Source organism: Curvibacter sp. GW821-FHT09D12 (assembly GCF_059416245.1).
The window spans coordinates 21,034-34,949 of record NZ_JBWKOU010000038.1; the positions used below are offsets into that span (position 1 = coordinate 21,034).

Consider the following 13,916-nt stretch of genomic DNA (forward strand, 5'->3'; position numbering starts at 1 on the left):
GGCCCGAATGCAGTGTTCCGCCGAGCGGAATGACGGCATCCGGGGTCCGGCCTACAGCCGCCACAACAGGCTGGCGGTCCAGCGGCTGAGGCGCCGGTACTGGCCCCAGAAGGTGTCCGGCTGCCCAGCAATGGCCACAGCCCCCAAGGTCAGTTCCAGCTGGTTGTTGAGGCGCCGCTGCGCCTCCAGCCGGATGAAGCGCTGGCGCTCGCCCGGCTTCCAGCTGCCTTCCAGGCTCAGGCGCCAGGCCTCGGGGTCATCGGTCTGTTGCTGCGCACGGGCCAGCATCTGGTGGTTGAACAGCCGCCTGAAGTCCCACCACCCTTCGGGGATCTCGGGGGAGCGGCGCACGGCGTATTCGCCCTGCCACTGCAGAACCAGGTGCCAGTCCTCATCGCCCGGGCCATTCAGCGTCTGTTCAATGCCCGCCACCCATTGACTGAAGCTGTCGCTGCGCCGGGCCTGGTGCAGCCCCCACTCCAAACGCAGCAGAGACTGTGACCCCAACTCACGGACATGCCCCAGCGCCACGGCATTGAGCCGATCTTGCAGCGGCTGCAAGGCGGGCAGACCAGCGTCGGTCTGCGCCCAGACCGCGGTGGGCGCATGGCTGTGGCCGTGGTAAAGAACCAGGCTGGTGTCGCCACCCAGCGCCTGGCCGGTCCAGCGCAAACCGAGCTGGGCCTGTTGCGCTGGGTGTTGCACCGGCAACAGGCTGATGCCCACGGGCAACGCGGGCGCCCAGACGCCGTCGGGCAGGCGCGAGGCCGTGGCCCCGGGGGTGAGGACCAGCTCCAGCTGATGGCCAGCCTGGGCGTGGCGCAGGCTCAACGAGGGCAGCGCGATCTTGCGCGAGCGGGTCGGGTCACGCCAGTCGCGGGGGTTCAGCAGGTCGCTGGGCGAAACCGTGTCGGTGACGCCCCAGTCGTGGACCTGTCGGCCCAAGGTCCATTGCCAGTGCCCCTGTCGATGCCGGTAAAAGGCCTGCCCCAGGCGAGCCTCCTGCACACCCCGGGCACGCCACAGGCCCTCCAGCTCCAGGTGCCATTGCTGCTCGTCGGCCTGCTTCCAGTTCAGGTGCTGTTGCCAGCGTGTCTCGGCTTCATCGCTTTCATGGCCCTGCCAGGCCAGACCGAGCCGGGTTTCACTGCGGGCATCGCTCGACCTTTGCCACGGGCCTGGGTCGGCGACAGCCGCAGCACCTGATGCGCCGGCCCAGACCCCCAGGGCCAGCCACCAGACCGCTTGCTTGCTGAGGTTCATGTCAGTCGTTGCCCAGGTCGTCTGGGTTGAAGCGGTTGGCGATGGTACCGGGGTCAAATTGACGCTGGGTGACCTCGATCACCGTGCGGCGGTCCTCCTGCAGGTTGTCGATCACCACCTGCAAGGGGCGCCAGCGGCCCGATCCCTCCAGTTGCAGCTGCGGGTGGCGCTGCACCTTCAAGAGCCGGCCCTGGGTGTCGTGGTAGTCGATGCGTTCCACCGCCAAAGCGGGCGTCAGCTGAATGATCCGTTTGCCGTACGCGCTGAGCACGCCCGGCTTGGGACGCGCTTCGATGCGCCAGCCGGTAGGGTCGGCGGCCAGCAACTGGTAGTCAAAATCGGCCACCGCCTCACCCAGCAACTGGCGGTTGTCCTCGAACGTGAGGTCGGTACCGCCAAAGTAGCGGCTCTCGCGATCACCACTCAGGCGCCGGGCCTGGGTCCAGCTGGGCATGCGCAGCCACATCTGGGTGCCGTTGCCGGCGGCCTGGGCCTGCCTGACCACCAACAGGCCCAGGCCTTTGTCCAGCGCAGGTTCAGTGAATTGCACCCGAACCTTGTCGCCCTCGCTGGAGAACCGGGTCCACCGGACCAGGGATTTCAGTTCAGGCTGGCGCTGGGGCCGCTCCACACGCACCCGGATCTGCTCCAGCTCGGTCTGGACACCGCTGCGGTACAGGCTCCAGCTGCGGGCGATCAACTGCGCGGGATCGGGGGGCGCCCCCCAGGCGCTCCAGGCTCCGCAGGCCAGCCCGGCGAGGCAAAAAAGGCTGAGAGCCCGCCGCCCGATGCAGCGCGGTGCTGGGTTGTGCATCATGTCAGGGCCTCCGGGGCCAGGGTGGTGTCTGCCTCCACGCAACTGCGCAGCACACCGGTCATGAGAAACAGCGCACCAAAGGCGCAGGCCAACAGAAGCACCATCATCATCAGGCCCAGTCGCTGGATGGGCAGGAAGGGCGAGCACAGCAAAAAGCTGAAACACACCGCGTTGAGTTGGGCATCGATCAGCGTGACCCGCCCGCGGTCATGCAAGGCGTAATGCAGGGCCGCATCCGGCGAATCACCCTGGCCCAGCCGGCTGGCAAAGTCATCCACCACATAGATGTCAAAGTCGATGGCGGCATTGATGCCCAGCGCCGTGGCACACGCGGTGGCCTGGTCCAAGGGGATCTGGCAAAGCGCCATCATCATCACCACCAGCGAATAGGCAAACACGAAGGGCAGGCTGATGGCCAGGGCGCTGCGCAACGGGGCCAGCGTCCGGGCGCCCACCGCGCGGCTTTTGCGCTGGGCGACCTGCCGCCAACCCAGCCAGATCAGGCACACGCCCAGCACCAGCGGGAACGACGTCAGGACGTTCAGAGGCTTGCCCTGGCTGATGTACTGGTCGGTCTGATGGTAGGTGTGCAAGCGGCCAAAGGGCAGCACCTGCAGGCCCGGAAAATCGTGTTCGGCCAGCGCCATCGTCGCATCGGCGAAATCACGCAAATCGCGCGAGTTGTCTGCCGCGTGGGCGGCATACAGCACCAGGCCCTGGTCCGACCAGAAGTAGCCGGCCAGCTTGTCGTCATCCAGATCCCAGCGGATCATCTGCAGCAGCTCATGGGCCTGGGCCCGGTCGTGTGGCAAGGCCGCGTGCACGTCGGGGCTGCGCTCGGCCAGCTGGCCCAGCTTGTCGAGCACCGAGCGCACCGGCATCGCCCCCGGCAGGGCCGCCACCCGCTTCTGAAATTCAAAGGCCTGGGCCAGAAAGGCAGGGTCTTCGATGGCGGCCTGCCCGGCCTGGACGTGGCGCGGCAGCACCAGGTAGGACAGGCGCGCGAAGCCCGCGCCACCAGGCCGGTTGAGCATGGCACGCGCACGGTCGACAATGGTGTGGGGCAGGTAGTCGATCGGCCGTTCCTGCACCTTGACCCAGGCGTTGGCGGGGTGCCCGACATCGTGCAACACGATGCCCAGTGCGCCGCCCAGGGCCAGCCCGGTCAGGACCAGCGAGGCCAACAGACTCTGCTGTGGTCGCAGGGCGGCGATCAAGCGCCAGGCGGCCCGGGGCGGCCCATCGATCACCTGCAGGTATCGCGCATGCAGGCGGCTCAGCCGACCAGACCGATGTGGTCCCAGCTCGTCGGGCAGCCCACCCACGCACAGATGCAAGGCCGGCAACACCTGGCCTGCCAGCAGGCGCTGCAAGGCAATGCCCAGGGCAGACAGCACGCCCACCTCCATGATGCCGCGAATGCCAATCTGGGGCAGCGTGGCAAAGTTCAGGAAGGCGATCAGGGCCACCACATTGAACTTGCCGCGCAAGCCTGCGCCCACCTGGCGCCACCGCTCGGCCGGCGGGGTGGCCGGGTGCTCGCGCCAGGCGTCGTTGTAGGCCTCGAAGGCGCGCACATTGAAAGAGATGCCCGACACGATCAAGGCTGACAACACCAACAGAAAATACACCCGCTCATACACCGGCAGGCCCTGAAAGCGAAGCCCCAGCCAGTCCATCACCGGGATGGCGGCGCGCACCAGCACGAAGGACATGAGGATCAAGGCGCTGACCTGCAAGGCCTGGCGCCACGACCCGAGCGAGAACACCGCCGCCAGGGTTGCAATGAGCAGGCCCAGGGTCGAGTAGAACAGCACATCCGAGATCAGCGCGTAATGCATCAGGCCCCGGGCCACGGCCCACCCGCCCAGGCTGACGTTGGCATAGGCGGGGGCTGGCCGGATGTCCCCTTTGAACAGCATCCACTGCCAGGTGGGGGTGTCGCGCTGCTCCAGGTAGCGCGCGCAGCGCTCAAGAATGCCTTGCTCGCTGTAGTCGGGCGGCAAAAAGACCACGATCTGGGCGTGATCAAAGCCAGGGCCGATCAGCACCGGATACACCGAGCGGTCCTGCTGCACCTGCTGCTTCCAGGCGGCCAGGTCGAAATCGGCCGCAACATGGCCATGGGGGTCCAGCAGAGCCTGGGACAGGTGGGGGCGACTCTCCAGGGTGGCCCTGCCCTGCTGCGCATCGACCCGGTAGTCGGCGCTGTTGCTGGCCAGGCTCCAGACCACCCCCTCAGGAAACTGCGCGCGAAGCTCCTGGCTCATGCGGATGATCTGGCCCAGACCCTCAGCGCCGATGCCCTGCGGAAAATCCAGGACAAAGGACAGCGTGTCGCCCTGCGTGAGGTCGGGGTGGGCGGCCGCCTCGCGCTGCCAGCGCTCGTAGCGGTTGTCGCCATCCAGCAGCGCGTCCTGAACAATGCCAGCGCTTTGCACATGCAGGTTGAGCCAGGCCCCTGCCAGGGTGATCAGCAGCGCAAACGCAACCAGCCACCGCGCTCTTGTCGGGTTGAGCATCAGGTTCATGATCGGCGCCGGATTCAGGTGGAAGATGCCGCACCCAGGCCCGCGGCGCTCATGCACGCGCCGCCTGCGGGCATCTGCTCCAGCCCGAAGTCGGTCACCAGGCGACCGAAGCAATGAGGCGCTGGCAGACCCAGATCCAGGGACTGGAAGGCCTCGCGCACCAGGGCCATGTTGCCGTCTGTGACCTCGAACCAGTCACGGGTGAGCGCGCTGGGGTTGTGCTCCCGGTACACCGCGTGGAACAAGGACATGGCCTCGGCGAAGCAGCCAAAGACCGTGCCTTGCGACAGGTGAAGCTTGTTCCAGCTGAGTGGGCCCAGCACGTATTTCAGGTGGGGCGAGTGGCCATTGCCGGCATCCTGGCGCACCACCTTGCCTGCACAACGGGCCAGTGTTTCCGCGTCCAGGTTGGCCGGTTCGGCCACATCCACCACCAGCAGACGCCGGTGGGGCCGGCGCAGGTGATCGACGGCGGCGGGGTCCAGCTTCGATTCTTCGCTGTGGGTGCAGGCCACCACCACATCGAAATGGCCGGCATGCTCAAGGTCACTGGTCACCTGGATACCCGTCTCGGCCCAGAACCGGGACAAAAGGCCGGCGTTGACCCCATAGCCCACCACATCGTGGCGTTGGCGCTGCAGCTCGCGCGAGACCGCCGAACCCAGGATGCCATAAGCCCCGATCACCAGAATGCGGGGCCGCAGCAGACCCGCCCGGCGAATCGTGCGGGCCACGTCGTGGCAAAGCAGGTGGGCCGTGCCGTTGTCGCCGATGGTGAAAAGCAGGTCCGGAAAGCGCTCGCGCAGCTCGGCACCGTCGCGACCGAACAGGCGCTTGGTCGAGGCGGCCAGCAGCACCACCCGGGCGCCCTGGTCTTGCGACCAGGCCACGGCATCGATGAAGACCTTCTTGGCGCGTTTGCGATCCTCGCGGTCGACCATCTGCGCCGCGGTGAACGGGATTCCCCGCACCTGACCCGCCACATCCCCCAGGTAGATGCGGGGCCCGCTGGCATGGCGGTGCGCCGGCGAGCCGGCCGGAAAAAAGCGCCGTCGCTCGGCTTCGTCGCGGATGTTGGTGATGAAGGCCACATCGAGGCCGGGGCGGTCGGTCAACAGGCGCATGGCCTTGCGGTGGTCTGCGGCGGCAAGCGCTGCGCGCCAGAGTGTGCTGAGCATGGGCGGGGTTCCTCCGGGCCCGTCGATTCCCGTTGGGAATGTGTCGGCTGACCCATGGCGTCCATGCTAGAAAAGGCCCGAGGGCCTTCCCATACGGTACTGACCGTAGTTTTCAGCGCGGCCCGGGCAGCGGGCGCACGGGTGCGTCGGGCACCAGGATGCCAAAACAGCTGCCCTGCCTGAGGCGGGAGCGGACCCGCAGCACATAGCCGCTTCGCTCACACAGCGATCGCACGATGAACAACCCTAGGCCATGGCCTTCGGGGGCCGCATGGTGGCCCTGACGAAACGGCGCCTGCAGCCCCTGGATATCGGCGGGCAGCAGGCCCGGCCCCGTGTCGAGGACCTGGATCTCGATGCCCCCCTGCCGGCGTCGCACCCCCAGCAGCACGCGCCCCTTGGGCGGCGTGTAACGCAAGGCGTTGCTGATCAGATTGCCGAGAATGCGGCGCAGCACCGTGCGTGCCGCATCGATGTCGACGCGATTGTCGACATAGCTCAGCTGCAGATCGCGCGCCCGGGCCTGATCGCGGTGGTCGCGCACCAGCTCGGCCAGCAGGGTGCCCAGTTCGATGCGCTCAGGCGGTTCGGGCAGGCCGTCACGGGTTTCCTCGATGATGCCGCGCAGCAGTGACTCGGCATAGTCCAGGCTGCGATGCAGGTGCTGTGCAATGCCTTCGGCCTGGCCTTGGTTTTGCAGGGCGCCGATGGCCAGGCGCAAAGCCCCCAGGGGCTGTGAAATATCGTGGCTGGCACTGGCCAGTTGCAGGCCCTGGCGCTGGGCGTGCTGCAGAGCGGTGCGGCGCTCAGTCTCGGCATGCAGCAGTTCATCGGCCTCGGCCATGCGACGCACCCGGGCTTCGGCCTGGTGCCGTTGGGCCAGCCGCACCTGGTTGACCAGGGCGACCGAAAAGAACGTGCATTCCAGCAGCAGCCCCAACTTGGGGTAGTGGAAAAAGTTCACGCCGGGCAAGGGGTTGAGGCCCAGGATGCCCATGAGAAACAGCGCAAAACCAAACAGGACCAGGCAGGCCGACCCGAGCAGGTACAGGCGCGCCCCAGGCAGGCGGTCGCGCAATGCCAGGGTCGCAGTGATCAAGGCCAGCACCCCATAGGCGCTGGCCCAGGCCATCAGCATGGGTTCGATCTGAGGGCGGTTGATCCAGGGCAGTGTGCAGGCCATCAGGATCAGCCCGCCCAGATGCACGATGTACAGGCGGGGGTAGCGTTCGCGCACCCTCAGAAAGTGCATGGCAAACAAAGCATGGCTGGCCAGGCAGAACAGCGCGAACAACGAGGGCGCCGCATTGTTCCAGCGGGGCGATTCTGGCCACAGGTAGGCAAAACCATAGCCGCTGGTTTGCGAGACCAGGCACATCTCGCTGAACACCAGTGCGGCGTAGGCCAGATAGGCCCGCGGCCCACCCACAAAGCGGTAGACAAACACCACGGCGAGCAGGGTCAGCATGATGCCCAGCACCATGCCGTGCAGCAGGTGCTCCAGGGTGTTCTGGCGCTGGGCTGTGGCCGGGTCCATCAGCTGCAGCTGCAGGCGTCCGTTGACGTGCAGCCTGTAATCCAGTTCGATGACCTGGTGCCCGGGCGCCAGCGTCAGCGGCAGCTGCCATTGGGGCTGCAGCAACGGGCGGTCGGCAAACCCCGCCGCCGGGCCCTGGTTCACCAAGGTTTGCTGGGTGGCGGCATCGCGCTGCGTGACCCGCAAGGCCAACACATCCGGCACCCCCAGATGCAGCACCGCGCTTTGCGGCTGGCTCTGATCGTTGTACAGCCACACCCGCTCGTGGCGCAGGCCGTCTGTGGTGGGCAAGTCCTGCAGGCAGCCGGTCAGCATCAGCACCTGCGCGCCGATGGCTGGGCGGCATGCCGTCTGCGCGGGGCTGATCAGCCCCGAGGGGGCGACCTGGGCCCCGGTGGCCGACTTGTAGAATCCGGCCCACCCCAAGATCAGCGCCGCGCTCAAGGCGAGCCAAGTCATTTGAATCCAACGTCGTGCCATGTCTGCAACCGTTCCCAAGACACTCCTGCTCGCCGATGACCACACCTTGTTCCGCGAGGGTTTGAAATTGTTGCTGGGCACCATGCCCGGCGTGCGCATTGTCGCGGAGACGGGCACGCTGACCGAGCTCAAGGCGCTGGTACAGCAACATCAGCCTGATCTTTTGCTGTTGGATTACCACATGCCCGGCGGCGACACCACCGCGCTGGCCATGTACTTGCGCCAGCGCCATCCTGCCATGCGCCTCGTGATGCTGACGGGCGCCGCCAGCCCCTGGGTGCTGCGGCAACTGGTGGATCTGGGCGCCGATGCCGTGCTGCTCAAAGAACTGGACGCCCGGACCCTGCAGCACTGCCTGGCCGAAGTTCTGGCCGGCCGACAGGTGTTGCCGCCCGAGGTCAAGGCCTTGATCGGGCAGCATGACGTCGACCTGACCCGGCGCGAAATGCAGATCCTGAAACTGGTTTACGACGGCTTGTCCAACGCGGCAATCGCCGATCTGCTGTCACTCTCGCCCAAGACGGTGGACAAACATCGAGAGAACCTGATGCGAAAAATGGGCGTCAGCAGCGCCGCGCAGCTGATTCGGAAAGTGCATGAGATGCAGCTGTTTGAATTGCAAGCTCAGCCGGCACCACTGGCTGGCAGCGGTGCGTGAGCTGGGGTGCGGGCCTGGACGATGTCCAAGGGATCTCATCCATGATCAGGCCTGATCTCCTCCCACCCCACGCACTTCACCCACTTCTCCCAACTGCACCGCCAGCGCCCCCTCCCCGCAGCCGGCTCAGCCAGAAGGGAACTGCGCTGAAAGCCAGGCCAACAGGGTTTCGTAGAGCAGTGGGGGATCCACGGGCTTGGCAATGAAGTCGCTCATGCCAGCGTCCAGGCAGCGGGCCTTGTCCTCTGCGAAGGCATTGGCGGTCATGGCCACGATGGGCGTGTGCTGGTAGCCAGGAAGCTGCCTGATCTGGCGGGTGGCCTGCAGACCGTCCAGAACGGGCATCTGCATGTCCATCAAAATCAGGTCATAGGCCTTGGCCTGGGCCATTCGCACGGCGATCTCACCGTTTTCGGCCTGATCAGCCCGCAGGCCCACGTCACTGAGCAGCATGTCCGCAATATCGCGGTTGATGGGTTCGTCCTCCACCAGCAGGACGCTCTTGTGCGCGTGCTCATTCTTCAGCAGTGTCTCGACCTCGCCGCTAGGCCGCGCATGCGCCTGGTACACCGCCTGCTCGTCCTTGCGCAAACGTGCCGTGAACCAGAAGGTGCTGCCCTGCCCCGGCACACTGCTGACGCCTGCCGAGCCTCCCATCAATTCAGCGATCTTCTTGGTGATGGCCAGACCCAGGCCTGTGCCGCCATACTTGCGGGACATCGAGCTGTCGGCCTGCTCAAAGGCGCCGAACAACTTGGGCGTGACCTCGGGCGTGATGCCAATGCCCGAGTCCTCGACCTCAAAGCGCAGAAGAACGGTAGCCGCATCCTCATGCACTGACCGGGCGCGAAACGTCACCCGGCCGCGCTCGGTGAATTTGATGGCATTCGACGCGTAGTTGAGCAAGGCCTGCTGCAAGCGGGTGGCGTCACCACGCAGCCTCTGCGACAGCCAGGTATTGTCGATGCGCAGGTCCAGCCCCTTTTCCTTGGCCTTCTCACCCAGCATCGAGGCCACATTGCCAAGCAGGCTCTGCACATGGACAGCGCCATCCTCCAGGGTGAGCTTGCCCGCCTCGATCTTGGACAGGTCCAGCACATCGTTGATGACTTCCAGCAGGTGTTTGCCGGAGGCGTCAATGACCGCCAGTTTGGCGTCCTGCTCGGCGCTCACGCCCGTTCGGCGCAGCAAATAGACCATGCCGCAAATGGCATTCATCGGGGTGCGGATCTCATGGCTCATGTTGGCCAGGAAGGCACTCTTGGCCACATTGGCCGTTTCGGCGGCCTCTTTGGCCAGCATCAGATCGGCAGTCTGTTGATCGACAAGCTTTTGCAGATGGCCGCGATGCTGCTCCAGTTCGTTCTCAACATGGCGCCGCGCGGTGATGTCGTGCCCGATGCCCAACACACCGATCAATTGCCCCCCGACATCGCGCATGGGCACCTTGGTGGTTTCCAACAATTCACGATGGCCATCCGAGGCAAACGTGACCTCTTCTTCATTGACCGAGGCGCTGTTCCTCTCCATCGCGTTCTTGTCGTTGGCACGGAAGAAATTGGCCAACTCGGCGGGCACGAAATCGAAGTCGGTCTTGCCGAGAATGGCTTCTTCGCTGGCGCCGAAAAAAGCCTCGAAACGGCGGTTGCAACGCAGGTAGACGCCCGCGGCGTCCTTCAGCCAAATCATGTCGGGCAGGGTGTCGATCAAGGTGCGGTACATGGCCCGCTCACGCTCCAGTGCCGCCTCGATGCGTTTGCGTTGCGTGATGTCTCGGGCGATCTTGGAGATACCGATCACCCGACCTTCGCTGTCATGAATCGGTGAAATGGTGACCGAAACATCAATCAGCGCGCCGTTCTGATGCAGCCGCACCGTTTCATGGTGATTGAACGAGTGGTCCATGGCCAGCCGCTCCAGGATGTCGCGCTCTTCGTCGACCCGGTCGGGCGGAAAGATCCGCAAAAGCGATTGGCCAATCATCTCGGCCGCGCTGTAACCAAAAATGGCCTCGGCCCCGGGGTTCCAACTCGTGACCTGCCCCTTCAGAGTCTTGCTGATGATGGCATCGTCGGAGGACTGGACGATCTGGCCAAAATGCTGCAAAGCAAGCTCTGACTTCTTGATCGCGGTGATATCGACGAAGGTCTCCAGGAACAGCGCCGAAGTGCTGGAGGGCAGGGGTGAGCCCGCCAGCAGGACGGTCATCGTCTCGCCCATTCGGGTGTGGACTTCCGCTTCAATGGGCTCAAACCGGCCGGCTCCGGCCTGCGAAGCCGCCAGGTGCGCTTGCCAACGCGCCTGCACCCGGCGGCGGTACTCGGGGTCAGGAAAGGCGTTCTCCAGCCAGTGCTGGACCGTGGGGATGTCTGCACAGTCGTAACCAAAGGTCTGAACAAACGACTGGTTCAGGTAGGTGATCTGATGCTGGGCATCAATCAAGGCCATGGGAATGGGCGCGGCATCAATCACGCCCTTGAACTGAGCGCCTGACTCACGCAACTCATTTTGCAGTCGAACATGGTCGGTGATGTCTTGCACGGTGCCGCGCAAGGCCACGATGCGGCCTTGGCCGTCCACGTCGGCCTCACCTCTCACCGTCACCCACAACGGACTGCCACTGTCGTTGTGGATGCGGGCATCGCAGGCAAAGGCCAATCCATCACGGCGACAGGCTTCGATGGACCTGGCCAGGGGCTCCCAGTCGTCTGCGGCAAAGAGGCCCTGGATGTCCGGAAACGAGATCGGTGCTCCCCCGGGCTGCAGGCCATAGAACCGATACACATCGGCCGACCATTCATAGCGGTCGTTCACCAGATCCCAGCGCCAGTGGCCCAGTTTGGCCAAATGGCTGGCCGCCCGCAGAGAGGCCTCACTGGTACGCAAGCGGGCCTGGGCTGCTTGGCGCTCGCTGATGTCACGGCAGGCCATGTACAACAGATCCGTCCCGTCGGACACCATGGGTTTGATGCTGACTTCAGCGCTGAACTCGCTGCCATCCTTGCGCCGGTATCGAGCTTCAAACTGGTCTGGCTGGCCTGTGGCCAGCGCCGCCTGCACCGCACGGCGGATGGGGCCCTGCCCGGTCCCGGCCTCCCATTGGTCGAGCCCCATGCCCAGCAGGTCCTGTCGGGTGTAGCCCAACAGCGCACAGAAGGCATCACTGACCTCGATCAGGGTGCCATCGCGGTCCAGGATATGAACCCCATCGCTCGCGTTCTTGAGCAGGGCCAGCGCGTGGTTGCCTTCGCGACGCAAACCCGCCAGCATTTTCAACAGCACCCAGCTCATCACCAGCGTGGTGACCAGGAACACCCCGTTCCCGATCACGGTCTGCTGCACCCGGCTTTGCCAGGGCTGCAGATAATCAGCGTGCGCCAAGCCGACAATCAGGTGGAAGGGCATCGACTTCAGGCGCTGGTAGGTGATCAGGCGCGGGTAACCATCGGGCGTCGCCTGAGTGTGGTACGAAAAGCTGCCCTGGCCAGCGGCGATGCCGGCGATCAGCGTCTTGTTGTATATCGGGGCACCCAACTGCCCTTCGGGCTGTTGGAGCGCAGGATGGCGGGTGATCAGCTTGAGGTCGGCATCTCGCAAGATGACGTTGCCATGAGCGCCATACTCGAGTCTGGCCAATTGCTCATGCAGGTATGACACCGGGAGCGCCATCGAAACCACCCCCGCAAAGGCGCCCCCCGCATCGCGATAGCGACGGGAAACGGGAATGACGGGCACTTTGGCGATCTGCCCCAGCACAGGGTCGCTGATCAAGGTTGCGGCATCGGGCTTGTCCCTCAGGACGGAAAAGAAGCCACGCTCAGCCCAGGAAGCCTGACCCGCGATCACCCCTTGGCCCAACACCAACTGGCCGTGCGCGTCGGATACCCGGATTCGCGCTCCGGGAACCAGGCGGCCCTCCTGACGCTCCAGAAAAGCGTTCAAGCCTGCCACGTCCCATGGCCTGTGCAGCACGGCCTCCTCTTCGAGTCGGTCCACCACCGCTGCCAGCGTAATCTCGACCTTGCCCATGCTGACGGCCAGGTTCTCGTCCAGCGCACGGGCCAGGTTGCGCCCCTGCATCTCAGCCCGCTGATGGTAGAGATCACGCTGCTCAGACAGCGTGTAGGCATTGAACAGGATGGCTAACGCGTTGACCAATGCGACCAGCGCCAGCAAGGTGCGCCGAAACACCTTTTCTTGACCGACCGACAGCGGATTGAAGGCAGCGCGCATACCGAAAGTCCTGAGGTTGGCGGTACATGGGAGCATGCAACGCCTTTGACTGTATCCCAGAGGCCGGCCCCATGCACTGATTCAACTCGGATCGGCCGCGAAAGGCTTGGCCGAAAACCCAGTGCAGGTCGAACATCTTCAAGCTGAATGCACGGGGTTGAATGAATGGCACCACTCAAGCTTCCACAAGCCCGCATTCTCGTCTTCATGCCGCCCCCATTTTCCGCACCACCAGGTCTTTGGTTTGGCGATGAAGGCTTGTTTTTGTGACGATCAATGCCCGATGACTCGTAGAAACCCAGCGTGGCCTCGTCCTTTCGGAGCGTCATCAGCATGACCTTGTAACAGCCAGCAGACCAAGCCTGCGCCAGCGCATGCTGGAGAATCGCCTTGCCGTGACCTTGATTTCGATGATCAGCATGGGTCACCACATTCTCAACCACCCCATACGGTTTGCACGCCCTGCAATTCAGCGGTATCAGGCGTCTGATTTCGATGTGCTGAGCCCTTCGCTGTGTGAAGAAGCCCGCGTTCATTCGTTGAAACTGCATCCCAGTTTTCGTCCAGAATTACCGACAATTTCTGGCATCAGGCGACAGAGGCCATTTCAAGTGCATGACACGTGATGGCACCGGCGCATCAATGCGTTCGCCAGCACCACGCCCCTGCGCACAGGCCATCGGCGCTCCAGCACCTGAAAGCCATGCAATGCAAAAAACGGCTCGGCCGTCACGCTCACTTCGGCCGTCAGTTCGGCCAGGCCCCTTGAGTCGGCCTGGGCCAGGATGTGCAGCATCAAGCGCGTGCCAATGCCTTGGCGTGGGTGTTGGCCAGATACATAGAAGTGGTCGACGTGCCCCTGCGCCTGCAGGTCGGCATAGCCCACGATCTCACCGCCCCGCTCGGCTACAAAGGGCTTGAGGGTTTGCATGCGCTGGGCCCACAGGTCCTGATCCATGTCGGCCGGGGCCCAAGCCTGGGTTTGCGCGGGTGTGTAGTCTCGGCATGCCAGGCCATGCACGGCGCTGAAAAAGACCTGGAACAGCTCGGCTTCATCGCCGGGCCTGAAATTTCGAATCGTCTCCATCGGTATTCCAATACAGGCCTGCAGGCCCGATTTCTGCGCCTGCTGCTGCTCTCTGGTAAGCGGCTGGTCATCCCATCTTGACCGGCCTGAATCAGCCGTGATGCACCCAGGCTTACTGCTTCCCGGGCAAGC

9 protein-coding genes are annotated in these 13,916 nt (G+C 64.6%); 1 reads left to right on the forward strand and 8 read right to left on the reverse strand.

The features are described 5' to 3' along the window. Window positions 1-51: 51 nt before the first annotated feature. The 5 genes from AC07PT_RS29290 to AC07PT_RS29310 all read right to left on the reverse strand — a co-directional run bounded on the left by AC07PT_RS29290 (window position 52) and on the right by AC07PT_RS29310 (window position 7,785). A complete protein-coding gene (locus AC07PT_RS29290) occupies window positions 52-1,263 on the reverse strand; it encodes a hypothetical protein (protein WP_494659024.1) in 1,212 nt (403 codons plus the stop codon). Between the two features lies 1 nt (window position 1,264). Further along, window positions 1,265-2,080, reverse strand: coding sequence for an outer membrane lipoprotein-sorting protein (locus AC07PT_RS29295; protein ID WP_494659025.1), 816 nt, complete (start codon window positions 2,078-2,080; stop codon window positions 1,265-1,267). Then, window positions 2,077-4,611, reverse strand: coding sequence for an RND transporter family protein (locus AC07PT_RS29300; protein WP_494659026.1), 2,535 nt, complete (start codon window positions 4,609-4,611; stop codon window positions 2,077-2,079). Before AC07PT_RS29300 ends, AC07PT_RS29295 begins: the two co-directional genes overlap by 4 nt. 14 nt (window positions 4,612-4,625) lie before the next feature. Further along, complete coding sequence (locus AC07PT_RS29305) at window positions 4,626-5,789, reverse strand: hypothetical protein (RefSeq protein WP_494659027.1); 1,164 nt, start codon at window positions 5,787-5,789, stop codon at window positions 4,626-4,628. Between the two features lie 112 nt (window positions 5,790-5,901). After that, window positions 5,902-7,785, reverse strand: coding sequence for a sensor histidine kinase (locus tag AC07PT_RS29310; RefSeq protein WP_494659028.1), 1,884 nt, complete (start codon window positions 7,783-7,785; stop codon window positions 5,902-5,904). 19 nt (window positions 7,786-7,804) lie between these two features. On the opposite strand from AC07PT_RS29310, the gene AC07PT_RS29315 reads away from it, so the two are divergent. Beyond that, the gene (locus tag AC07PT_RS29315; RefSeq protein WP_494659029.1) at window positions 7,805-8,464 is read left to right on the forward strand and encodes a LuxR C-terminal-related transcriptional regulator; all 660 of its coding nucleotides are present in this window, start codon (window positions 7,805-7,807) and stop codon (window positions 8,462-8,464) included. Window positions 8,465-8,590: 126 nt separating this feature from the next. Here the strand turns inward: AC07PT_RS29315 and AC07PT_RS29320 are convergent, their stop codons facing one another. From AC07PT_RS29320 to AC07PT_RS29330, 3 genes are read right to left on the reverse strand one after another with little or no spacing between them, the layout of a single operon-like run. Then, entirely contained in the window at window positions 8,591-12,697 is a 4,107-nt protein-coding gene (locus AC07PT_RS29320; protein WP_494659030.1) for a PAS domain S-box protein, read from the reverse strand. Continuing rightward, window positions 12,607-13,248 carry a GNAT family N-acetyltransferase gene (locus AC07PT_RS29325; RefSeq protein ID WP_494659031.1) on the reverse strand — a complete coding sequence of 214 codons (642 nt, stop codon included), beginning with the start codon at window positions 13,246-13,248 and terminating at the stop codon, window positions 12,607-12,609. The genes AC07PT_RS29320 and AC07PT_RS29325 overlap by 91 nt, the downstream gene beginning before the upstream one ends. Before the next feature lie 56 nt (window positions 13,249-13,304). After that, window positions 13,305-13,784, reverse strand: a complete 480-nt coding sequence (locus AC07PT_RS29330) for a GNAT family N-acetyltransferase (protein WP_494659032.1) — start codon at window positions 13,782-13,784, stop codon at window positions 13,305-13,307. Between the last annotated feature and the right edge of the window lie 132 nt (window positions 13,785-13,916).